We start from the raw sequence: 20280 nt of genomic DNA, 5'->3' as shown, positions 1-20280 counted from the left end.
TGCGAGCCGCCCGCGTCGCCGCCAGCCACCAACGCCTCAGTCCTGGAGCAGGTAGGCCGAGTGCAACACCTCGGGCTCGTTGATCAGCTCGGTGGCGCTCCCGTCGTACCGGATGCGGCCGCCTTCGAGCACGTACGCCTTGGTGGCCATCGCCAGCGCCACCTGGGCGAACTGCTCGATGAGCAGCACGGCCACCCCGCTGTCGGCCACCTCGGCCAGCACCGGCGTGAGGCGTTTCACCACAATGGGCGCCAAGCCCAGCGAGAGCTCGTCCACCACGAGCACCTTGGGTCGCGACACGAGCGCCTGGGCCAGCACCACCATCTGCTGCTCGCCGCCCGACAGCAGGCGCCCGAAATTCTCCCAGCGGCGCTCCAGCTCGGGGAACAGCGACCGTGTGTAGTTGATCCCGTCTTCGGCGGCCTGCTCGTCGAGCGAGTAGGTGGCGACGCGCATGTTGTCGGCGACTGTCAGATCGGTCAACAGCCGACGGCCCTCCGGCACAACCGACACCCCCGCGTGACGCACCCGCTCTGGTCGCCAGCTCGTGATGTCATCGCTGCCCAACGTGACCCTTCCCGAGCGCACACGGGCGAGACCTGCGATCGCGGCCGCAAGGCTGGACTTGCCGGCACCGTTGGGTCCCAGCAGGGTGGTGATCTCGCCCGGCGGCACCTCCAGCGAGACATCGTGGACCACGGGCCGCCCGCCGCGGTCCACGGTCAGGTCGCTGAGCACCAGGTTCGACATCTCGGCGCCACTGGTAGCGACGGCAGCAACGTTGCCGTCGGCGGAAGCGTCGGCGGTTGGTGCGGCGTTGGCCACGGTTACGTCTCCTCGTCACCGACGTAGGCGGCGAGCACTCGCTCGTCGTGCAGCACCTCGGCGGTCGGCCCCGCGGCCACCAGCCGGCCGAAGTCGAGCACGGCGGTCCAGTCGCAGCATGCCTGCACCAGTGACATGTCGTGATCCACCAGGATCACCGTGGCACCGGTGCGTTCGGGCACGCTTCGAATGATCTGTGCCAGATGATCGGTTTCCTCCTCGGGCAGCCCAGCAGCCGGCTCATCGAGCAGCACCACCCTTGGTGTGCCCACGATGGCCCGCGCCACCTCGATGAATCGACGGTCACGCTGGGACAGCGTGCGGACCACCTTGTCGCGGACGTCGCTCAGCCCGACAAATGCCAGCACGTCGTCGACTGAGTCCTGCCGCTCGGCGCGAGAGCCTTCGGCAGCATGTTCGTGGACCGTCCGCACGTTCTCGTACACCGTCAGGCTCTCGATGGTCTGCACCGTCTGGAACGTTCTGCGGACCCCCCAGCGAGCCCGCCGGTAGTCGGCCATGTCCAGGAGGTCGACATCGTCGATGACGATGCGGCCGGCTACTGGGGTCACGAAGCCCGACATCACGTTGAACAGCGTGGTCTTGCCGGCACCGTTGGGGCCGATCAGGCCGCAGTTGCCGCCCGGGAACGTGAGGGTCACCTCGTCGAGCGAGCGGACACCGCCGAACTGCACGCTCAGGTCGGTGATCTCGATCATTCGAGCAGACCCTTCTTCTCCATGGCCTTGGTGGTCTGGATGAGGTTGATCATCAAGCCGATGCCGAAGATGGTCAATGCGAAGTCGTTCCAGAACTGGTGACCGATGACGTTCTGGGTCAAGAAGGGCAGCATGATCGTGGCGAAGAAGGCCGCCAGCAGTGCGCCCCACAGCGAACCGATGCCGCCCATCAGCACGACCGCGATCAGGAACAGCGCTGCCTGCCGGTTGAACTGGTCGACGCCGATCGACCATTGCACATGGGCGCCGTAGAGCCCGCCCGCCACGCCGGCCATGAATGCGGCGAGTCCGAAAGCCATCAGCTTGTAGCGCGTGACGCTGATGCCCGAGGCCAGGGCCGACGGCTCACTCTGGTGCACCGAAGCCCACGCACGCCCGGGCTTGGCTGCGAGGAACGCCACCGCCAGCATGAAGATGACGAACGCCACGATCACGACGAACCGGAAGTACGCAATGTCCCCTTCGGCGAAGGTGGGCCGCGGCACGGGGGCCCGATCGCTCATCGTCAACGCGAGCCCGTTGAAGCCGGGGCCGCCATTCGCGAACTTCAGCCGGAACAGGATGACCTCGACCCCCACGGCGAGCATGAGCGTCACGAGCGCCAGGTAGAGACCGCTGACCCGCAGCGCCGGCAGGCCGATGAGCACGCCGATGACAGCAGCCACGCCGCCGCCGATGACCAGCAGCACCGGGTAGGGGATGTCAGTGGCGAACGCCAGGCGGATCGTCACCCAGGCACCGATGCCGTAGGGCGCAACCTGGCCAAGCGAGACAAGACCGACCCTGCCGTACAGCATTCCGACGCTGGCGGCGACCATCGAGTAGAGCGCCATCTGGGTGAAGTTGAAGATCCACGTGGCGTCGAAGATCGACGGCATGGCGAAGAGCGCAAAGACCATCAGCCCGCCGACCATCGTCGGCTGGAACGCCCGGTGGCCCAACACGCCGCGCACCATCAGGTCATCTCCCGGCCGGCAAGCACGACAGTTCGCCGGCGCGAGATCCACAGGATCGCGACGACTGCGACCACGACGGGAGTCAACCGGCGGAGCTCGGAGAGGAACTTCAGATTGCCGCTGAACGGCGTCAGCAGCGACTCCACCACCCCGATGAGCAGGCTGGCGCCGAAGGTGACCCACAGCGAGCGCAGCTGGCCGACGATGGCGCCCGCCAATGCCGGGATGACGAACCACGTCATCGTGGCCTGATCCATGCTCTTGAAGAGCGAGGGCAGCAGCAGGAACACGCAGCCGCACAACAGGCCGGCACCGAACCACGCGGTGGCCTCGACCCGTTGAACCGGAACGCCCAGCAGACCCGAGGTCTCCCGGTTGTTCGCAATCGCACGCATTGCGGTGCCGGTGTCGGTGCGCTTGAGGTACTGCCCGACGCCGATGACAACGACCAGTGCAAACACCAGCGCCAGGATCTGGTTGGTGGACACGACGGTTCCGCCGACGGTGAAGGTCTCCTTGGGAAAGTGCAGCGAGCGGGGCTTCGATGTGTCCCAGCGCTGCTTCATGATGCCCATCAGAATGAGCGTCAGCGCCACGGTTCCCAACGACTTCACCAGGGCATCACGCTTGTCCAAGATCGGTGCGAAGACTCGCCCATAGATCAGGAACATGAGCGCGCAGATCGCCACCAGCGCCGGGTACAGCAGGATGCTGAGACCCGACACCTGGGGCTCGGGCACCATGATCGAGCCGCCCATGAGCGACCAGACGATGTGGACCCCCATCGACCCGATGGCGCCGAACGCCAGGTTCACCACGCCGGTGGTGCGGAACAGGACGACGATGCTCGTCCCGGTCACCGCATACATCGCCCCGAATGCCAAGCCTTGAATCAGGAATGGCAGCAGTATCGAGCTGTCAGGCATCCGAAGCGAAGTATGCGGTGTGTATCGGGTGTTGCGCTACTCGGATCAGCCGCCCGAGCCCAGGCCGCCCTTCCAGTTGTTCGGCTCGTCCGAGGTCAGGCCGCCGGCGGCCTCAGCCTCGCGCACAGCGACCAGGATCGGATCGATGGCGGCGATCTCGAAGCAGCCGGACTCGTCGATCATGCGATCGACGCCGTCAGGCACCACGTTGTAGTCCCAGTTGTTCGGAACGTTCCCTTGCGGCAGGCCGCCGAAGTACCACGGCTTGCAGAGGTGGTCCGACTGGAAGTTCTTGACCGCTCCGATCGCGGCATTGACCGCAACCGGGTCGTCAAGATCGGCCGGGTCCATGCTGAGCAACGCGTGCACGATGATCCGTCCGGCCACGAATCCCATCTGCTGGAAGCTGCCGAGCGGTGATTCGGGCCAGTATTCGGCGGACACCTGCCGGTACAGCTCCACGTCCGGGCGGGGATCGTCCAGCAGGCTGAACTCGGCGTTGACGTTGACCTTGCCTTCCCAGGCCGCTCCAAGCGCCACGACCACCGAGCTGTCATTCAACGGCGTGGAAGCGCCCCAGATGACCCGGTCGATCAAGCCCTGCTCTTCGGCCGCCTTGAGGATCTTCAATCCCTCGGGCGGGGTGTAGTTGAGCAGCACGCCGCCACCGTCGCCGGCACGGCTCACCAGGTCGAGCGCCACGGAAGTGGCGTCCTGGATCGGCAGCTCGTACTGCACGTCCTCCCACTCGAGGCCGGACTGCTGGATGAACAGCCCGGCGAGCGAGTTGGCGTACTCGGCGGCGGGTGAGACGCCGGTCGTGGTCACGACCTTGTTCACCGGGCCTTTCGCGATGACCGCCTGTGCGGCACCCAGCAGCGAGTAGGCCGGTCCCATATTGGTGGCCGCGATGTTCGGCGAGCTGAAGCACTCGCCGGGCACGCCGGCCAGAACCACGTTGTAGCCCTTCTCCTCGTAGTACGCCGCGTTCACGGGGCAGTCCAGAATCGAGAAGCCGCCGCCGATGGCGACGAGCTGATCAGTCTCGATCAGCTTGCGCGCTGCGGCCGCCGCATCCTCGGGCGTGGCGTTGTCGTTCTCCCAGACCATCTGGATCGGGCGGCCGTGGATGCCGCCGTTGTCGTTGACGCAGTCGAAGTACGCCTGCATCATCAGCGGGCCGCTCGAGAAATCGATGCCCGGTACCGACGTTGTCACGTTGCCGATGACAATGGGCTCGCCAGTCGCCGGCTCCCCGGTGCCCATGCCGCAGAAGTCGCCGGCCTGATCCATGGCCATGTCGTCGGCCATGTCGTCATCGGCCATGTCATCGTCGGCCGGTGCAGGTGCCTCGGTGGCGGCCGGTGCCTCGGTCGCAGCCGGTGCTTCTGTATCCGCGGTGTCAGAGTCGTCGTCACTGGCGCAAGCGGCGGCGACAAGCACGAATACGAATGCGATTGCAGTCAATTTGCGAAGCATGTGGTTCCCCCTCCTTGTGGTGCCCAGGCTCTCGCTGGGCGGGGACGAGCACATGCAGAGCCCTGGTCCCCAGCGATCGTGATCTACGACCGTTCCCGACGGCGAGCATAATCCGAACACAAGAACTGAGCGCACTCAAACTGAGCGCGCTCAGGCCGAGTGCTGATTACATTGCGGCAAGCACAGCACGTGTACGCGTCCATCGAAATCAGGCGGACCGCGCAGAACAAGGGGGATCCCATGGCCGACTCAGAACACCGCCCGGTGCTGCTCACCGATGACATGCGCATGAAGTTCAACGCGGTGTCCACCGCGACGCTGGCCGGCCAGATGCAGCGACGAGGGATGCAGAACAGCTTCCTCAACGGCCTGCGGCCGCTGAACGAGGGTCAGCGGATGCTCGGCTACGCCCACACGCTGCGCTTCGTGCCCAAGCGTGAGGACTTCGAGCGCCGTCTGGAGGGTCAGAACGCCCAGCGCCGTGCCGTTGAGTCCATCGAGCCAGAAGAGGTGCTGATCGTGGAGGCTCGCGGCGAGCCGCACGCCGGCACGATCGGTGACATCTTCACGATGCGGATCAAATCGCTCGGCGCGTCGGGCTTCATTACCGACGGCGCGTTGCGTGACACGCCTGCGGTGGCCGATGTGGGTCTGCCCGTGTACCACCAGTCATCGCATGCTGCGACGCTCGGCCGGCTGCACACGCCGCTTGACCACCAGGTGCCGATTGCGTGCGCCGGCGTGACGGTGCTGCCTGGAGACATCATCGTGGGCGACGCTGAAGGCGCCGTGGTGATCCCGGCGCTGCTCGCCGAAGAGGTGGCCAACGACTCCTACACCCAGGAGATCGAAGAGGAATGGGCCATCGAGCGGGTCGCCGCGGGAGAAAGCTCGATCGGCACGTTCCCGATCGCCAAGGACCGCCGCGCCGAGTTCGAGGAGTGGCTGGCGAATCGCCAGAGCTGACCCGATTGTCAGGGCTGACCCGACAGTTCTGCTCGGAGAGCCCGGGATGACCGGGCAGATGCAGGGAGACCAGCTAGCCGGCGACGGCGTCGGCCCCTGCCTGGGCCACCTCGGTGTCCTGGTCGGCTGAGCCGCCCGACACGCCGATGGCGCCCACCAGATCGCCGTCTACGAAGATCGGTACGCCGCCGCCGAACACGATCAGCCTCGGTGTATGGGTGATGCCGTGCACCAGCGACGGTTCGTCCTTGATGAGGTCCCACCAGTTGCCGCTGGGCATGCCGCCGAAGCCGCACACGGTGAAGGCCTTGTTGAGTGCGATGCCGGCCGACAGTCGCGGCGCGCCGTCCATGCGAGCGGTGGCAACCGGCTCGCCAGAGGAGTCGGTCACGGCAATGCAGAATCGCAAGCCCATGTCCTCGGCCTTCGCCAGTGCGGCGTCGAGCGCCTTGCGGGCTCCGGCAAGCGTCAGCGAGCGTCCTGTGGCGGTATCGGTGTCGTCAGCCATGGCAATCTCCGTCTGTAGCTGGCTTGGAGCGGGCAATCGCGCCGAGGCTACGCTCCGGCTCGCGGGCACGCCGCAGGGCCCCGCTCGGCCGATTCAACCGGTGATGGCACGAGGCGGTGCATCCCCGCAGGGGGAGTGAATCATGGATGTCGGCATCATCATCGGGGAGGCAACGCCGCTCGGCTGGGAACGGTGGCGCCATGTCTGCCAGCTCATCGAGCGGCTGGGGTTCAACTCGCTGTTCAGGTCTGATCACTATTTCAACGGCAAGCAGAAGGACGCCATCGACGTCTACCTGTCGTTCGTCATGGCAGCCGAAGAGACCGAGCGCATCCGCTTCGGCCCGCTGGTCACGCCGGTGACGTTCCGGGAACCGGTCAACGTGGGACGAATGGCCCAGCAGCTCGATGCGCTCGCGCCCGGTCGCTTCATCATGGGTCTCGGCGCCGGCTGGTACCCCGACGAGCACGAGATCTACGGCATTCACTTCCCGGCCGGACCCGAGCGCTACGACCGCCTCGAAGAGGCGATCGCGCTCATGAAGGAGCTCTGGTACTCAGAGTCCGGCAGCTTCGAGGGCGAGTACTACCGCATCAGCGGGACGAACTCGAAGCCTCACCCGCCAGCCGGTCGGCCGCCGATCCTCATCGGGGGCAGCGGGCCGCGCCGGACGCTGCGCATCGTTGCCGAGCACGCCTATGAGTGGAACACCACCCCGCTCGATATCGAGGGCTTCCGAGCTGCGAACGAAGCGCTGGCCCGCCATTGCGACGACGTGGGCCGAGACCCGGCCGACATTCGCAAATCGATGCTGATCTTCGCCACGATCGGGCCCGACGACCACCAAGAGGACATCGTGCTGCAGCGCTTCCTGGACATGATGGCCCCCGAGGGCTCGGGCATCAGCCTCGAGGACGCCATCGCCGCGGGGCACGGTCCATGGCGGGGTTCGATCGAACAGCTCGTGGACCATTGCGGGCAACTGCGCGATCTCGGCCTCGACGAGGTGGTGTTCGAGCACTTCTGCCACGAAGACGACACCGTCCCCGAATGGATGGCCGCCGAGGTCAAGCCCCTGATCGAAGCACTCTGACCTGCAGAGCGCGATAGCTGAGCGCAGTCAGAATTTTCGCGGCATCGGGAGTTGTGACTATGCTCAGCGTCAGAGCAAGCAATCGGAACCAGGCATCGGTTACGACGCTCGTAGGCAGGAATCACAGGGGAAGCCCATGACCGACACCATTGCCAAGCGCACGACGGCTGTGACGCCACGGGGCGTCAACCACCTCGTGCTCAATGTCCGCAACATGGAGGAATCTCATCACTTCTGGAGCGACCTGCTGGGCTTCAAGCAGGTCGGCGCATTGGATGCCGACAGGTACAACGTTCCGCCCTACAAGATGCAGTTCTACAGCGGTGTCATCGACGACGTGAACCACCACGATGTCGCCTTGGTGGAGATGCCCCAGCTGCCCGAACCGCCAGAGCAGTGGGACATGTTCTCGGGCGCCTGCGCCGTGAATCACATCGCCATCACCTACCCCGACCGCGAATCCTGGCTGGAGCAGGTGCAGTTCCTCAAGGACAACGGCGTCAAGATGAACCTGCGGGTCGACCACGGCATGACCCACAGCGTGTACATCAACGACCCCAACGGCTACGGCGTCGAGGTGCTCTACGAGCTGCCGGCCGAGATTTGGGACCACGACATCAACGGCGCGCTCAACTACGCCAAGATCCTGCCCGAAGAGGACCTGCTGGTCGACACCACCGACTACGAGACCGACTTCGACAACGGCTGATTTCGCACCCGAGGGAGTTGAATCAGCCGGAGCTGCATCGGCCGTTCAGCTTCGTCAACGACGCGACTGCCGTGGCGGACGTCCGCGACGCGCCCAGAGGAGAGTGCCATGCACGCGATCCAGGTAACTGAGCCCGGAGGACCCGAGGCCCTCGTGTGGACCGAAGTCGACGACCCGGTCGCCGCGGCCGGGTCGCTCGTGGTCGACGTCGAGGCTGCGGGCGTCAACTACATCGACACCTACCACCGCAGCGGCTTGTACCCGATGCCGCTGCCGTTCATCTCGGGTGTGGAAGGCGCCGGCACCGTCGCCGAGGTCGGCGACGGCGTCGACGGATTCGCCGTCGGCGACAAGGTGGCGTGGACCGGGCACCCCGGCACGTACGCACAGAAGGCCCAGGTCCCCGCCCGCGTCGCGATCGTGCTGCCCGAGGGCGCCAGCACCGAGTTGGGTGCCGCCACGATGCTCCAGGGCATGACTGCCCATTTCCTGGCCTGCTCGACGTTCCCGCTCGAGCCCGGCCACCGCTGCCTCATCCATGCGGGTGCGGGCGGGGTGGGACTGCTGCTCATCCAGATGGCCAAGATGCGCGGCGCGGAGGTGTTCACGACCGTCGGCACGGCGGACAAGGCCGAGCTGGCAGCCGGGGCTGGGGCTGATCACGTCATCAACTACCGGGACGAGGACTTCGGCGACGCCGTCGAGCGGCTCGCCGGCGCCCGACCGCTGGACGTGATCTACGACGGTGTCGGCGCCGACACGTTCGAGCGCGGCCTGGAAGTGCTGCGGCCGCGGGGGATGATGGTCACCTTCGGCAACGCCTCAGGGCCAGTGCCGCCGATGCCGCCGCTGCGACTGTCCGCCGGCGGGTCGCTGTATCTCACCCGGCCGACGCTCGGCGACCACACCGCGACCCGCGCTGAGCTCGAATGGCGGGCCGACGAACTATTCGGCTGGATTGCCGACGGCCGCCTCGACGTGCGCATCGGCGCCCGCTTCCCGATGGCCGATGCACGCGCCGCCCATGAGGCACTCCAGGGCCGCGCAACGACCGGCAAGGTCCTGCTGATTCCCTGAGTTCACCGCGCCGGAGCAAAACTCTGAGCGTGCTCATTCCGATTTCACCTGCGTTAGTGTCTGAGCCGAATCCCGGGCACAACACAGGGGGGAAGCCGAGATGAGCGAGTCGACTGAGACGTGGTCGCCGATGACCGGTGACGAGTACATCGAGAGCCTGCGAGACGGCCGCACGGTGTACTTCCAGGGGGACAAGGTGCGTGACGTCACCACGCACCCCGCGTTCCGCAACAGCGTGCGCTCCATCGCCCGGCTGTACGACGCCCTGCACGATCCCGCCCAGCAGGACGTGCTGATGTGCGACACCGACACGGGCTCGGGCGGCAAGACCCACAAGTTCTTCCGCGTACCCCACAGTGCTGACGACCTCGTCGGCGCCCGCGACGCCATCGCCGGCTGGCAGCGCCTGACCTACGGGTGGATGGGCCGCAGCCCCGACTACAAGGCCTCGTTCCTGGGCACGCTGGGCGCTTTCCCCGAGTTCTACGGCGACTACCACGACAACGCCCTCTACTGGTATCGCCGCAGCCAGGAAGAGGTGTCGTACTGGAACCACGCCATCGTGCACCCGCCGGTCGACCGCCACCTCGGCGCAGACCAGGTGTCTGACGTGTGCATGCACGTGGAGCGCGAGACCGACAACGGCTTGATCCTGTCGGGCGCCAAGGTTGTCGCGACCGGTTCGGCGCTGACCCACTACAACTTCATCGCCCACTTCGGCCCGGTGCCGCTGCAGGACCCGGCCTACGCCATCGTGTGCACGACGCCGATGGACTCGCCGGGCGTCAAGCTCATCTGCCGCAACTCCTACGAGCTGCAGGCCGCGGCCACCGGCAGCGTCTTCGACTACCCGCTGTCGAGCCGGCTCGACGAGAACGACTCGATCCTCGTGTTCGACGAGGTGCTGATCCCGTGGGAGAACGTATTCCTCTACGGCGACCTCGAGAACGCCAACAACTTCTTCCCCGCATCCGGCTTCATCCCTCGCTTCACCTTCCACGGGCTCGCCCGGCTGTGCGTGAAGCTGGACTTCATCGCCGGTCTGCTGTCCAAGGCGCTGCGAGCCACCGGCACCCGTGAATTCCGGGGCGTACAGGCCAAGCTCGGCGAGGTGATCGCCATCCGCAACCTGATGTGGGGCCTGAGCGACGCCATGGCCAAGAGCCCCGACCCGTGGGAGAACGGCGCAGTGCAGCCGTCGCTGCTGTACGGCATGGCCTACCGCACCTTCACGCCGATCCTCTATCCCCGCATCAAGGACATCGTGGAATCGGTGGTCGGCTCGGGACTGATCTACGTCAACTCGAACGCCCGGGACTTCAAGTCCGACGAGATCCGCCCGTACCTCGAGCGGTACGTGCGAGGCTCGAACGGCATCCCGGCCCTGGAACGCATGAAGATCATGAAGCTGCTGTGGGATGCCATGGGCAGCGAGTTCGGCGGCCGTCACGAGCTGTACGAGCGCAACTACGCCGGCAACGACGAGCAGATCCGCTACGAGAACTTGGATGTTGCCGACTTCGAGATCCCCGGCATGGGTTCGATGACCCAGATGCTCGAAGGCTTCGCCGAGCAATGCATGGCCGAGTATGACCTCGACGGCTGGACGATCCCGGGCTTTTTCAATCCCGACGACATCTCGATCGTGGGCCGCGACCTGGGCTGAGCGCCCCCACGAGTGCCAGCCAGTACGCACAGACGCCATAGCTGCGGCGGCGGCAGGAAACTCTGCGACGTTGCGACCAGCCGGATCGCGGGAGCAGGGGATCCTGCCGCCGCCGCAGCGGGCGCAACGTTCCTCGCAGACGCAGAGTCGAACGCGGAGTAGATTTTCTGCCGAGCCGCAAGGAGCACATCGTGAAGTCGATCTTCTTCCACCTGATGCCCTACCCGGAGCTCCCGCCGGATTTTCCGGAGCAGCACCGTTCGGTCTGGGTCGACATCGACCCGAAGCTCTACGACCCCACCGTCGGTCACGAGACCTACAACACATACCTCGACCAGCTTGAGTTCGCGGCCCAGTGCGGGTTCGACGCCGTTGGCATCAACGAGCACCACTCCAACGGCTACGGGCTGATGCCCAGCCCAAACATCATCGCGGCCGCCCTGTCCAGGAACTGCCCCGACACCAACATCGTGGTGCTGGGCGACTCCGTGGCGCTGTACAACCCGCCGCTGCGGGTGGCCGAGGAGATCGCGATGCTGGACGGGATCACCGGCGGGCGCATGATCGCCGGCTTTCCGGTGGGCTCGCCGATGGACACCATCTACGCGTACGGCCAGAACCCGGCCACGCTGCGCGAGCGCTACCACGAGGGCGTCGACCTCATCCGCCAGGCATGGACCACCGATGAGGTGTTCAGCTTCAACGGCAACTACAACAAGCTGCGCTACGTCAACGTGTGGCCCCGGCCGGTGCAGCAGCCGCACCCGCCGATCTGGATTCCCGGCGGCGGCTCAGTGGACACCTGGGACTGGTGCGCCGCCGAAGACCTTGTGTACTGCTACCTGAGCTATTTCGGCTACAAGGCCGGGCTGCGCACCATGCAGGGCTTCTGGAAGAAGGTGCAGGAGCTCGGCAAGGAGACCAACCCGTTCCAGGGCGGCTTCGCCCAGTTCATTGCCGTGGCCGACACGGAGGCCGAGGCGTGGGACCTGTACCGCGAACCCGCTGAGTACTTCTTCAACACGTGCCTGCATGTGTACGCCGGCTACGCCGACCCGCCTGGCTACAAGACGCCGAACACGGTGCGGGCCGGGGTGGAGGGCATGGTGGAGCGAGCCGCCCGCGAGGCCACGGCCCGGCGCGAAGCCAGCGCTGCCGATGCCGCCAAGGCTGGATCTGCCAAGCCCTCGTACGGCTCGAAGAAGCTGAGCTTCGAGGACATGGTGGAGAAGGGCTACATCATCTTGGGCGATCCCACCCAAGTCACGGAGCAGGTGCACGAGCTGGCCACCACCATGAACGTCGGCCACCTCATGGTGTTCAGCCACTTCGGCAACATGGAGCCCGAGCTGGTGAAGATGAACACCGAGATGTACGCCACCAAGGTGATGCCAGAGGTAGCGGGCCTGTTCGAGGACGACTACGAGGACCACTGGTGGCCGAAGACCGACCACCAGCTCGAGCCCGTGGGAAGCCGCGCCCGATGAGTGCAGGCACACCGCTGGCTGGTCACTTCGCACCCGGCACGCTGCCGCTTCGAGACGGGCACATCGGCGTCGTCGAACTCGGCGAGGGTCCTACCGTGGGCTACCTGCACGGAATGCTCGGCAATCCCGGCGTGCACGCAGTGCTCGAGGAGCTTGCCGCAGCGGGACACCGTGTGGTGGCGCCGAGCCTTCCGGGTTTCACCGGCTCCAGCGAACCTGAGGGGTTGCGAACCCTGCACGACTGGGTGGTCGCGACGAGCGAGGTCGTCGATCTGGCCGGACTCGCCGGTGCGCCGCTGGTGGCTTCCAGCGTGGGCGCGATGTTGGCGCTTGAGCTGGCGGCGATCCGGCCCGAGGCGTTCGGCTCGATGGTGCTCGTCGCGCCGTTCGGCCTCTGGGATGATGGCGACCCGGTGGCCGACCCGTTCGGCACGACGCTGAGCGTGCAGCGGGCGATGCTGACCGAGGACACCGAGGCGTCGGCGGCCTTCTTCGACGACCCGACCGACTTGCCAGCCGACATGGTGGTCGAGCACGGCGTGCACCGCTATCTCACGCGCACGGCTGCTGCGCAGCTGATCTGGCCGTTGCCCGAATGGGGATTGGCAGAACGACTGCACCGGGTGGCCAACCCAGTCACACTGGTGCACGGTGCCAAGGACCGCATCATCCCGGCGTCGTACCTGGACCGTTGGGCCGAGGCGCTGCCGAACGTTGCCGGTACGCACCTGCTCGACGACGCCGGCCACCAAGCAGATTTCGACCAGCCCGCTCAAGTTGCACAGATCGCCACAGCGGCCTTTGCCTAGGCAGACACTGATCCCATAGCGGCGGAGGCGGCAGCGAATTCTGCGACGTTGCGACCTGCCGGATCGCTGGTCGCAGAATTCGCTGCCGCCTCCGCCGCGGGCGCGCGGCTGCTAGACGGACCGATCGCGCAGCGCCCGGCGGGCCTCGCGATCGGTCTCTCGCTTGCGGATGGCCTGCCGCTTGTCGTACAGGCGGCGACCCCGGGCGAGCGCGAGTTCCAGCTTGGCCCGCCCATCGCGGAAGTAGATCTCGAGCGGGATGAGCTGCAGGCGGTCCTGCTCAGTGCGGGCCCGCAGCCGGTTGATCTCGGCACGGTGCATGAGCAGCTTGCGAGGGCGTTCCACCTCATGACCCAGATTCGGCGACGCATGGGTCCACGGGGCGATGTGCAGGCCCATCAACCACATCTCGTCATCGCGCACCCGAGCGTACGCATCGCCCATCTGCGCCCCGCCGGCGCGCAGCGACTTCACCTCGGTGCCGCGCAGGACCATGCCGCACTCGAAGGTGTCGAGCACCTCGTAGTTGCGGCGCGCACGGCGATTTGACGCCACGACGGTCCGGTCGCTCACCATCAGCCTGAGGGTACGGCTGGCGCGGCCCGTAGAATCTTGAGTTAGCAGGTCAGGAATTGCCGCGGCGGCGTGCACGTTTCTGGCCGCCAATCGCCCAGCCGCCGAACCGGGAGCTCCGATGGCTGTCACCGTCCGCCTGCCGACCGTCCTGCGCCCCCACGCCAACGGGCAGTCGCGGGTTGCCGCCGAAGGCAGCACCGTGGCCGAGGCCGTGTCGTGGCTGGTCGGCGAGTTTCCGGGCATTGCCCCCAACCTGCTCGCTGAAGACGGCAGCCTGCACCGATTTGTGAACGTCTATGTCAACGACGAAGACGTGCGCTACCTCTCCCAGATGGACACTGCGCTGTCCGATGGCGACGAGCTGTCCATCCTGCCGGCCGTCGCCGGTGGCTGAGCCCGTCCGGCCGCGCACCAGTACGCACGGCTGAGCCGCACGTGGCCGTCTATCGCTCTGTTGACGAGCTGATCGGCGCCACGCCCACCCTTGACGTCAGTCGTCTCAGCCCCAACCCGTCGGTCGAGCTGTACGCCAAGCTGGAAGGCCAGAACCCCACCGGCTCGGTCAAAGATCGGGTTGCGCTGGCGATGCTGGACAGCGCTGAAGCCGACGACCGCCTGGCACCCGGTTCGGTGATCATCGAGCCCTCCTCCGGCAACACCGGCATCGCTCTGGCCATGCTCGGGCAGCGCCGCGGCTACCGGGTCAAGATCGTGCTGCCGGGCAACGTCACCGCCGAACGGCGGCAGATGCTTGAGATCTTCGACGCCGAGATCATCGACAGCCCAGCCGAACAGGGTTCGAATGGCGCGGTGCGGCTCGCAATGGAATTGGCCGAGGCCAACTCCGACTGGACGATGCTCTACCAGTACGGGAACGAGGCCAATCCCGAAGTGCATTACCGCACCACCGGTCCCGAGATCGTCGCCGACGTTCCCGACATCACGCACTTCGTCGCGGGGCTGGGCACGAGCGGCACGCTGCTGGGCGTCGGCCGCTACCTCAAGGAGCACTCGCCGACGGTGCAAGTGTGGGCGGTCGAACCGCCGGCGGGCGAGCAAGTGGAGGGCCTGCGCAGCCTCGAAGACGGGTACGTGCCGCCCATCTTCGAGCAGTGGGGCGGCGTCGATCTGCTCGACCGCAAGATGATCGTGCGCCCGCGGGAGTCGATCGAGGCGACGCGGATGCTGGCAGCCGAAGGCGTGTTCTCGGGCATCTCTGGCGGCGCGGCGCTGGCCGGTGCACGCAAGGCAGCTGCCCGCATTGACGAAGGTGTCATCGTGTTCGTCGTGAGCGACCACGGCTGGAAGTACTTGTCGGTCGGCGCGTGGACGGACGACCTGGACGCTGCGGTTGCCCAAGCCGAGAACGTCATCTACTTCTGACCGTCTCCGCCGCCTCTTCGGCTGTTGATGGCTTGAGAGGCTGTCGTACCGTTGCCGGCATGAGGGGCGCCAGATCCCGTTGCAGACCAGCGGTGATGGCCATAGTGCTGGTAGTGGCTGCGGGCGCCTGCACGGGTCCGCCGCTGCGGGTTGCTCCCACTCCGCCATCCACCATCGCCCTGTCTCTCGACGTCACCGCGACGACGCTGCTGCCCTCGCAAACATCATCTGAGCGTGCCGCTGCAGTGCTGGTGACGGCTCCAGCGGGAAGCGACGTGGGCACGTCTACCGACGCCGCGGCAACGACAACGGCACCACTGCGGCTGGGGGCGGCGGCGGTGCCTCGTCCCGAAGGCGTGGTGCTCGCGAGCGACGGCCTCGGTCTGGTGCCATTCGGCACCGACGCGCAGGCTGCTTTGGATGTCCTCACCGGCGCGCTCGGCCAGCCGGTTGCCGACAGCGGCTGGACCGACACGTTCTCGATCTACGGGGACTGTCCCGGCAGCCGGTTGCGAGCAGTGGAATGGCCAGGTTTCCTGGCCCTGTTCGGGAATGCCGACGACGGCTACCAGCACCGAGACGCCGGCGATGAGCACTTCATGACCTGGCGCCTGGGAGCGTTCGGACCCGACCCGTACATGCTGCAGACTGCCGAAGGGATCGGCGTCGGCGTCGGCCGTGCCGAGGTCGCCGAGGCATACCCAGCGGCCACGTTCCACCCGGCAACCGCCGGCGAGCCGGCCTGGGTATCGCTCGCAACCAGCGGCCGGCTCGTCGGCGCATTCGACGAAGCAGGTGTCCTCCGAACGCTCGAAGCAGGAACGCGCTGCCCGATCGGCTGAAGTTCTGCTGGGGCGGGCACGATGTGAGAAGCCCCGCCTACCTGCGTAGTATCGGCCTCCGTGAGCAAGCTCTCGGTGACGGTGCTGGGTTGTTCGGGCAGCTACGCCGCCGCCGGCGAGTCGTGCAGCGGGTACCTCGTGCGCAGCGAAGCCACGACTCTGTGGGTGGACTGCGGACCGGGCACTTTCGCCAACCTGCAATCCCATGTGCCGCTGGAAACGGTGGATGCGCTGCTGGTGAGCCATCACCACCCTGATCACTGCGCGGAGCTGCCGGTGATCTACAACGCAGCGAAGTGGTACATGGGCATCGAGCACATGCGGGTGCTCGCCACCGAAGGCGTGCGTGAGGTCACTGAGGTGTACGGCGACAGCTCGGATCTCTTCGGCTGGGAGATGGTGAAGGATTCGTCGGAGGCACGCATCGGCGACATCGAGGTGCTGTTCTCCCGCACCGATCATCCGGTGGAGACGCTGGCGATGCGCTTCGAGTGCGACGGCAAGTCGATCGTCTATACGTCCGACACCGGTCGCGGCTGGGCACTCTCTGCGCTCAGCCGCGATGTTGGGCGGCCGTCGCCGGATCTCGTGGTGGGTGAGGGCACGCTGCTGCACGCAACCGACAGCCCCGAGATCCCGCATGTGAGCGCCGCTTGGCTGGCGGCTGACGCCAACGACGTCGGTGCGCGCCAGCTCGTGGTGACGCATGTACCGCCCGGATCGGATCCGCAGGATCATCTGACCGAGGCGGGCGAGGTGTTCAACGGCGACGTGGCAGTCGCACGCACAGGCGCAACGTTCTGGGCGTGAACACTGTGCTGGTCGTGATCGCCGGGACCCGGTCGTGACGCGCGCCGACGGTCGGACGCCGGGCGAACTGCGGCCGGTCACGTTCGAACGCGACTTCACCGACCAGACACCGGGCTCGGTGCTGGTGTCCTTCGGGCGAACCAGAGTGATGTGCACCGTGTCTATCGACGACGACGTGCCGCGCTGGATGCGCGGCCGGGGGACCGGTTGGGTGACTGCCGAGTATGCGATGCTGCCCGGCTCGAGTCCCGAGCGCGTCGGCCGGGAGTCCAAGCGAGGCAAGCAGAAGGGTCGCACGCTTGAGATCGAGCGGCTGATCGGGCGGGCCCTGCGGGCCGTGTGCGACATGGCGGCGCTGGGTGAGCGCGAGGTCACGGTCGACTGCGATGTGCTGCAGGCCGACGGGGGAACCCGTACCGCTTCGATCTGCGGCGGCTATGTGGCGTTGCATGACGCATGCAGCCGTCTGGTCAGCAGCGGAGCCATCAGCCGGCATCCGCTCATCGACGAGTGCGCGGCCATCTCGGTGGGGATTGTGGACGGCGAGGCTCGCCTCGATCTGCCCTACGAGGAGGACTCGCGGGCAGAGGTCGACATGAACGTCGTGATGACCGGCCAGGGGCGATTCGTGGAAGTGCAGGGCACTGCCGAAGGCGATCCGTTCGACGACGCACAGCTCGGCGCGATGCTGGAACTGGCCCGTTCGGGCATCAGCGAGATCGTCGACCTGCAGCGAGCCGCGCTGGCCACACCGCCGACGTGATGCTGCGCACGCACGCGAATCGCTGAGTCGGCAGAACCCGATGCGCGTTGCTGGGGGAGCTTGAGCCCATGCGACTCGTGATGGCCTCCGCCAATCCGCACAAGGCAATCGAAATCGCCGAAGTGCTGCAGGCGGTGATGCCCGATGTCGAGATCGTGCCGCGGCCGCCCGGACTGGGTGATGTGGTCGAGGATGGCGAGACGCTCGAGGCCAACGCGCTGATCAAGGCACGATTCGTGTGCGCGGCGGCTGGTGAGCCGGCCATCGCCGACGACACCGGACTGGAAGTCGACGCGCTGGACGGAGCCCCCGGAGTGCACAGCGCTCGCTACGCCGGGCCTCGACAGGACGCCGCCGCGAACGTGGCCAAGCTCTTGGCGGGCCTACGAGATGTGCCTGCGCACGAGCGCACTGCGCGATTCCGCACCGTGGTAACCGTCGTGTTCTCCGATGGCTCCGAAGTGCTGGCCGACGGAGTTGTCGAGGGGTCGATCGCGACGGAGCCACGTGGTGAGGGCGGGTTCGGCTACGACCCTGTGTTCGTCCCCGGCGAGACGGCTCCGCTCACCTTCGCCGAGATGTCGGCCGAGGCGAAGAACCGGATCAGCCACCGAGGTCGCGCCTTGCGGGCCTTGGCCGAGCGACTCTGAGCTTGGCCGCGGTACCTGTGGCTGCAGCTGGCCCGAGCGGCTGCACGGCGAGGAGGCTCACCCGTCGACGCGGCCGCTCATCGATCAGGCTGGGCTCGAAAGCCCCGTCGGTAGCCTGCGGCGCATGACCGATCTTCCCTCCATCCAGCACTCGAGCCCAGCGTCGGAGCGAGCGTTCGACGCCAGCGGCGTCTCCGGCTGGACCCAGATCTCGAACCGGCTGCTGGATGACCGCATCGTGTTCCTGGGCGACGAGGTGGACGATCAGCTGGCCAACGTCGTCTGCGCGCAGATGCTGTACCTGGAGGGTCAGGATCGGGGCCGTGACATCTCCCTGTACATCAACAGCCCCGGCGGCTCTGTCACCGCTGGCATGGCCATCTACGACACGATGCAGTTCGTGGCCTGCGACGTGGCCACCGTCTGCTTGGGGCTGGGCGCCTCGATGGGGCAGTTCCTGCTGACCGCGGGGGCGCCGGGCAAGCGCTATTGCCTGCCCCACGCCCGGGTGATGATGCACCAGCCGTCGGGCGGCGTCCGGGGCCAGGCATCGGACATTGCCATCCAGGCCGAGCAGATGGCCTACGTCAAGCGCCTGATGGCCGAGCGCACGGCCCTGCACAGCGGTCAGGACGTGGAGCAGATCCTGCTCGACTCCGAGCGGGATCGCTGGTTCACCGCAGAGGAAGCGAAGGCCTACGGCTTGTGCGATCACGTGATCGTCAAGCGCGGCGAGATGATCTAGGAGGGCGCAGCAATGCTCGTGCGCGCGGTTCAGCCAGGCGCAGCGATGCAATTGCGCGTGACGTAGTCCACGACCCGCTGGGTGGCGGCATCCTGCGTTTCGAGGAACGGATCCTGTGCTGCTATCACGGCAGCGGCGCGGTCGAAGGTCTCGCGTGAAGCGGTCTCGGCGACGGCGTTCGAGAGTGCGGCAGTGAGGTCGGCCAGCAGAGCCATGTCGGGGCGGATCTCCGCTGGCGCCGCTGCGGCAGCATCCGCGAACTGCCGGGCAGTGCGATCCATTGCTTCACGGGTGCTCGTGTCGTCGTTGGGGTTGACCGTCAGGCTGAGCTGATCCACGACCAACAAGTGGGCGAATTCAGCGCAGAACTCCTCGACAGAAGGTTCGCCACTGTCGCGCCACAGCGTCAGTCGCAGAGCAAGAGCGAGCGCTACGACGGCGGCGGCGATGAGGAGCCAGCGCCGGCGAGCGGCCACGGTCATTCCGCTCGGAACGCAGCCTCCGCACGGCAGCGCAGGTCCGCGACGCCGTGCGCGAGTCCCTCCTCGTAGCGGTACAGCGCGCTGCCCGATACGAGAACGTTGGCACCGGCCGCAGCAGCACCGCCGATGGTCTCGGCCGAAATGCCGCCGTCCACCTCGATGTCGATACCCGCACCAGACGCCCCGGCCGATCCGTTCACCGAGATGAGCTGCTGCAGGGCAGCGATCTTGGGCTCCATCGTTGCGATATAGGCCTGCCCGCCGAATCCCGGGTTGACGGTCATGACGAGCACCATGTCGACGAGGTCGAGCACGTGCGCCACCGCGTCGATCGGCGTCGAGGGATTGATGGCCACCGCCGCTTGGGCGCCCAGCTCGGCAACCCGGCTGAGCGTCCGATGCAGGTGCGTGATCGACTCGGCGTGGATGATCAGCATCTCGCAGCCGGCACCGACGTAGGCGTCGAGCATGGGGTCGGGGTCGGCGACCATGAGATGCGCTTCGAACATCACGCTGGCGTGTGGCCGGCAGGCAGCGATGACATCGGGGCCGAATGTCAGGTTCGGCACGAAGACGCCATCCATGACATCCCACTGGATCCGGTCGACACCTGCCGCTTCCAAGGCAGCACATTCCTCGCCGAGGCGCGCGAAGTCAGCAGGAAGGACGGACGGCACGATCTGGATGGACCGCGGTGCCGTCGGCGATGACGTATTCACGCGGCCAGTGTTGCCGACGCGCCGCCCTGAAGCGCGGCAGTTACCGGCTCAGCCGCTGGCTTGGGACAG

Annotated in this window: 23 protein-coding genes; 14 read left to right on the top strand and 9 right to left on the bottom strand. The window is 66.7% G+C overall.

Translation table 11 applies throughout. From position 1 onward, the window contains the following. Window positions 1–36: 36 nt before the first annotated feature. The 5 genes from ACOGI5_RS15475 to ACOGI5_RS15455 form a co-directional block, all read right to left on the bottom strand. Entirely contained in the window at window positions 37–750 is a 714-nt protein-coding gene (locus ACOGI5_RS15475; RefSeq protein ID WP_419865502.1) for an ABC transporter ATP-binding protein, read from the bottom strand. A gap of 77 nt (window positions 751–827) precedes the next feature. After that, a complete protein-coding gene (locus tag ACOGI5_RS15470) occupies window positions 828–1544 on the bottom strand; it encodes an ABC transporter ATP-binding protein (protein WP_419865296.1) in 717 nt (238 codons plus the stop codon). Then, entirely contained in the window at window positions 1541–2521 is a 981-nt protein-coding gene (locus ACOGI5_RS15465; protein WP_419865295.1) for a branched-chain amino acid ABC transporter permease, read from the bottom strand. Before ACOGI5_RS15465 ends, ACOGI5_RS15470 begins: the two co-directional genes overlap by 4 nt. Then, a complete protein-coding gene (locus tag ACOGI5_RS15460; RefSeq protein ID WP_419865294.1) occupies window positions 2521–3447 on the bottom strand; it encodes a branched-chain amino acid ABC transporter permease in 927 nt (308 codons plus the stop codon). Before ACOGI5_RS15460 ends, ACOGI5_RS15465 begins: the two co-directional genes overlap by 1 nt. 45 nt (window positions 3448–3492) lie before the next feature. Continuing rightward, window positions 3493–4914 (bottom strand): ABC transporter substrate-binding protein, encoded by a 1422-nt coding sequence (locus tag ACOGI5_RS15455; RefSeq protein ID WP_419865293.1) that lies wholly within the window; start codon window positions 4912–4914, stop codon window positions 3493–3495. A gap of 252 nt (window positions 4915–5166) precedes the next feature. Here ACOGI5_RS15455 and ACOGI5_RS15450 point away from each other — a divergent pair, with 252 nt between their 5' ends. Then, window positions 5167–5892, top strand: coding sequence for a hypothetical protein (locus tag ACOGI5_RS15450; protein ID WP_419865292.1), 726 nt, complete (start codon window positions 5167–5169; stop codon window positions 5890–5892). Window positions 5893–5965: 73 nt separating this feature from the next. Here the strand turns inward: ACOGI5_RS15450 and ACOGI5_RS15445 are convergent, their stop codons facing one another. Beyond that, window positions 5966–6400, bottom strand: a complete 435-nt coding sequence (locus tag ACOGI5_RS15445; protein ID WP_419865291.1) for a GlcG/HbpS family heme-binding protein — start codon at window positions 6398–6400, stop codon at window positions 5966–5968. A gap of 142 nt (window positions 6401–6542) precedes the next feature. Between ACOGI5_RS15445 and ACOGI5_RS15440 the strand changes: the two genes are divergently transcribed. The 6 genes from ACOGI5_RS15440 to ACOGI5_RS15415 all read left to right on the top strand — a co-directional run bounded on the left by ACOGI5_RS15440 (window position 6543) and on the right by ACOGI5_RS15415 (window position 13241). Further along, window positions 6543–7493, top strand: a complete 951-nt coding sequence (locus ACOGI5_RS15440; protein WP_419865290.1) for an LLM class flavin-dependent oxidoreductase — start codon at window positions 6543–6545, stop codon at window positions 7491–7493. Between the two features lie 136 nt (window positions 7494–7629). Next, a complete protein-coding gene (locus ACOGI5_RS15435; protein ID WP_419865289.1) occupies window positions 7630–8202 on the top strand; it encodes a VOC family protein in 573 nt (190 codons plus the stop codon). A 108-nt stretch (window positions 8203–8310) separates the two neighbouring features. Beyond that, entirely contained in the window at window positions 8311–9279 is a 969-nt protein-coding gene (locus tag ACOGI5_RS15430; RefSeq protein WP_419865288.1) for a quinone oxidoreductase family protein, read from the top strand. A 100-nt stretch (window positions 9280–9379) separates the two neighbouring features. Then, window positions 9380–10945, top strand: coding sequence for a 4-hydroxyphenylacetate 3-hydroxylase N-terminal domain-containing protein (locus tag ACOGI5_RS15425; RefSeq protein WP_419865287.1), 1566 nt, complete (start codon window positions 9380–9382; stop codon window positions 10943–10945). A gap of 191 nt (window positions 10946–11136) precedes the next feature. Beyond that, a complete protein-coding gene (locus tag ACOGI5_RS15420) occupies window positions 11137–12432 on the top strand; it encodes an LLM class flavin-dependent oxidoreductase (RefSeq protein ID WP_419865286.1) in 1296 nt (431 codons plus the stop codon). Continuing rightward, window positions 12429–13241, top strand: a complete 813-nt coding sequence (locus tag ACOGI5_RS15415; RefSeq protein WP_419865285.1) for an alpha/beta fold hydrolase — start codon at window positions 12429–12431, stop codon at window positions 13239–13241. The genes ACOGI5_RS15420 and ACOGI5_RS15415 overlap by 4 nt, the downstream gene beginning before the upstream one ends. A gap of 111 nt (window positions 13242–13352) precedes the next feature. Here ACOGI5_RS15415 and smpB read toward each other — a convergent pair whose 3' ends face one another. Further along, a complete protein-coding gene (gene smpB / locus ACOGI5_RS15410) occupies window positions 13353–13817 on the bottom strand; it encodes an SsrA-binding protein SmpB (protein WP_419865284.1) in 465 nt (154 codons plus the stop codon). A 118-nt stretch (window positions 13818–13935) separates the two neighbouring features. On the opposite strand from smpB, the gene ACOGI5_RS15405 reads away from it, so the two are divergent. The 7 genes from ACOGI5_RS15405 (at window position 13936) to ACOGI5_RS15375 (ending at window position 19010) form a co-directional block, all read left to right on the top strand. Continuing rightward, window positions 13936–14211 carry a ubiquitin-like small modifier protein 1 gene (locus ACOGI5_RS15405; RefSeq protein WP_419865283.1) on the top strand — a complete coding sequence of 92 codons (276 nt, stop codon included), beginning with the start codon at window positions 13936–13938 and terminating at the stop codon, window positions 14209–14211. 41 nt (window positions 14212–14252) lie between these two features. Continuing rightward, complete coding sequence (locus ACOGI5_RS15400) at window positions 14253–15200, top strand: PLP-dependent cysteine synthase family protein (protein WP_419865282.1); 948 nt, start codon at window positions 14253–14255, stop codon at window positions 15198–15200. A gap of 95 nt (window positions 15201–15295) precedes the next feature. Continuing rightward, the gene (locus tag ACOGI5_RS15395; protein ID WP_419865281.1) at window positions 15296–16042 is read left to right on the top strand and encodes a hypothetical protein; all 747 of its coding nucleotides are present in this window, start codon (window positions 15296–15298) and stop codon (window positions 16040–16042) included. A gap of 60 nt (window positions 16043–16102) precedes the next feature. Further along, window positions 16103–16852, top strand: coding sequence for an MBL fold metallo-hydrolase (locus ACOGI5_RS15390; protein WP_419865280.1), 750 nt, complete (start codon window positions 16103–16105; stop codon window positions 16850–16852). Between the two features lie 34 nt (window positions 16853–16886). Continuing rightward, window positions 16887–17615 carry a ribonuclease PH gene (gene rph, locus ACOGI5_RS15385; protein WP_419865279.1) on the top strand — a complete coding sequence of 243 codons (729 nt, stop codon included), beginning with the start codon at window positions 16887–16889 and terminating at the stop codon, window positions 17613–17615. A 68-nt stretch (window positions 17616–17683) separates the two neighbouring features. Next, window positions 17684–18265 (top strand): RdgB/HAM1 family non-canonical purine NTP pyrophosphatase, encoded by a 582-nt coding sequence (gene rdgB, locus ACOGI5_RS15380; RefSeq protein ID WP_419865278.1) that lies wholly within the window; start codon window positions 17684–17686, stop codon window positions 18263–18265. Between the two features lie 124 nt (window positions 18266–18389). Further along, window positions 18390–19010 (top strand): ATP-dependent Clp protease proteolytic subunit, encoded by a 621-nt coding sequence (locus ACOGI5_RS15375; RefSeq protein WP_419865277.1) that lies wholly within the window; start codon window positions 18390–18392, stop codon window positions 19008–19010. A 29-nt stretch (window positions 19011–19039) separates the two neighbouring features. Here the strand turns inward: ACOGI5_RS15375 and ACOGI5_RS15370 are convergent, their stop codons facing one another. Continuing rightward, window positions 19040–19492, bottom strand: a complete 453-nt coding sequence (locus ACOGI5_RS15370; protein WP_419865276.1) for a hypothetical protein — start codon at window positions 19490–19492, stop codon at window positions 19040–19042. Continuing rightward, window positions 19489–20211: a ribulose-phosphate 3-epimerase gene (gene rpe, locus ACOGI5_RS15365; protein ID WP_419865275.1), complete on the bottom strand. Its 723-nt coding sequence runs from the start codon at window positions 20209–20211 to the stop codon at window positions 19489–19491. Before rpe ends, ACOGI5_RS15370 begins: the two co-directional genes overlap by 4 nt. Window positions 20212–20280 lie beyond the last annotated feature (69 nt).

This window comes from Candidatus Poriferisodalis sp. (assembly GCF_965208925.1).
Classification (GTDB): domain Bacteria; phylum Actinomycetota; class Acidimicrobiia; order Acidimicrobiales; family Poriferisodalaceae; genus Poriferisodalis.
Note: the sequence above shows the minus strand (reverse complement) of the source record. Positions and strands in the feature narration are given on the sequence as shown.

Bases quoted from the DNA above. Each gene is read 5' to 3' on its own strand.
- ACOGI5_RS15425 (WP_419865287.1), top strand. From the start codon at position 9,380: ATGAGCGAGTCGACTGAGACGTGGTCGCCGATGACCGGTGACGAGTAC.
- ACOGI5_RS15445 (WP_419865291.1), bottom strand. From the start codon at position 6,400: ATGGCTGACGACACCGATACCGCCACAGGACGCTCGCTGACGCTTGCC.
- ACOGI5_RS15465 (WP_419865295.1), bottom strand. From the start codon at position 2,521: ATGGTGCGCGGCGTGTTGGGCCACCGGGCGTTCCAGCCGACGATGGTC.
- ACOGI5_RS15375 (WP_419865277.1), top strand. From the start codon at position 18,390: ATGACCGATCTTCCCTCCATCCAGCACTCGAGCCCAGCGTCGGAGCGA.
- ACOGI5_RS15470 (WP_419865296.1), bottom strand. From the start codon at position 1,544: ATGATCGAGATCACCGACCTGAGCGTGCAGTTCGGCGGTGTCCGCTCG.
- smpB (WP_419865284.1), bottom strand. From the start codon at position 13,817: ATGGTGAGCGACCGGACCGTCGTGGCGTCAAATCGCCGTGCGCGCCGC.
- ACOGI5_RS15405 (WP_419865283.1), top strand. From the start codon at position 13,936: ATGGCTGTCACCGTCCGCCTGCCGACCGTCCTGCGCCCCCACGCCAAC.
- rdgB (WP_419865278.1), top strand. From the start codon at position 17,684: ATGCGACTCGTGATGGCCTCCGCCAATCCGCACAAGGCAATCGAAATC.
- ACOGI5_RS15450 (WP_419865292.1), top strand. From the start codon at position 5,167: ATGGCCGACTCAGAACACCGCCCGGTGCTGCTCACCGATGACATGCGC.
- ACOGI5_RS15370 (WP_419865276.1), bottom strand. From the start codon at position 19,492: ATGACCGTGGCCGCTCGCCGGCGCTGGCTCCTCATCGCCGCCGCCGTC.
- ACOGI5_RS15395 (WP_419865281.1), top strand. From the start codon at position 15,296: ATGGCCATAGTGCTGGTAGTGGCTGCGGGCGCCTGCACGGGTCCGCCG.
- ACOGI5_RS15440 (WP_419865290.1), top strand. From the start codon at position 6,543: ATGGATGTCGGCATCATCATCGGGGAGGCAACGCCGCTCGGCTGGGAA.
- ACOGI5_RS15430 (WP_419865288.1), top strand. From the start codon at position 8,311: ATGCACGCGATCCAGGTAACTGAGCCCGGAGGACCCGAGGCCCTCGTG.
- ACOGI5_RS15435 (WP_419865289.1), top strand. From the start codon at position 7,630: ATGACCGACACCATTGCCAAGCGCACGACGGCTGTGACGCCACGGGGC.
- ACOGI5_RS15460 (WP_419865294.1), bottom strand. From the start codon at position 3,447: ATGCCTGACAGCTCGATACTGCTGCCATTCCTGATTCAAGGCTTGGCA.
- ACOGI5_RS15475 (WP_419865502.1), bottom strand. From the start codon at position 750: ATGTCGAACCTGGTGCTCAGCGACCTGACCGTGGACCGCGGCGGGCGG.
- ACOGI5_RS15415 (WP_419865285.1), top strand. From the start codon at position 12,429: ATGAGTGCAGGCACACCGCTGGCTGGTCACTTCGCACCCGGCACGCTG.